The 548-nt window shown below is 46.4% G+C and carries 2 tRNA genes and 1 rRNA gene; all 3 read right to left on the bottom strand.

Annotation, left to right across the window (positions count from 1 at the left end):
- Nucleotides 1–20: 20 nt before the first annotated feature.
- Nucleotides 21–96: transfer RNA gene (locus tag OA79_RS17825), tRNA-Ala, on the bottom strand.
- A 244-nt stretch (nt 97–340) separates the two neighbouring features.
- A tRNA-Ile gene (locus tag OA79_RS17820) sits at nt 341–417 on the bottom strand.
- A 74-nt stretch (nt 418–491) separates the two neighbouring features.
- Nucleotides 492–548 (bottom strand): 16S ribosomal RNA (locus OA79_RS17815); the annotation flags it as partial.

The raw sequence follows: 548 nt of genomic DNA, 5'->3' as shown, positions 1-548 counted from the left end.
GTTGTTTCTTTACTAAGAAATGGTGGAGCTATGCGGGATCGAACCGCAGACCTCCTGCGTGCAAAGCAGGCGCTCTCCCAGCTGAGCTATAGCCCCATTTTTTTAGTCTTTCTAACCGACTCTAATGGTTTCACATTAAAGTATTGTCCAAAATTTCAAGAACAAGGCTTTTCAGTTTGACGTTTAGCCTGCTAAACGAGAACTTAAATAACGCCGTTATTGAGATTTTGGTGGGTCTGGGCCGATTTGAACGGAAAGACATGACCTCACCACTCTTTATAAGTGATTGGGGTACGCTCTAACCAACAAATAGCTTAAACCAAATACCAATCTATTCGATTGGTGGGTCTGGGCCGATTTGAACGGCCGACCTCACCCTTATCAGGGGTGCGCTCTAACCAACTGAGCTACAGACCCGGTCCAGACTACGACACTCTAAACTACAGATATCAGATAATTTGTGTGAACGCTCACCAGTGCTTCATATCGTTTAAGGAGGTGATCCAGCCCCAGGTTCCCCTAGGGCTACCTTGTTACGACTTCACCCC

It is taken from the genome of Marinomonas sp. TW1 (assembly GCF_001625355.1).
Lineage (GTDB): Bacteria > Pseudomonadota > Gammaproteobacteria > Pseudomonadales > Marinomonadaceae > Marinomonas.
Note: the sequence above shows the minus strand (reverse complement) of the source record. Positions and strands in the feature narration are given on the sequence as shown.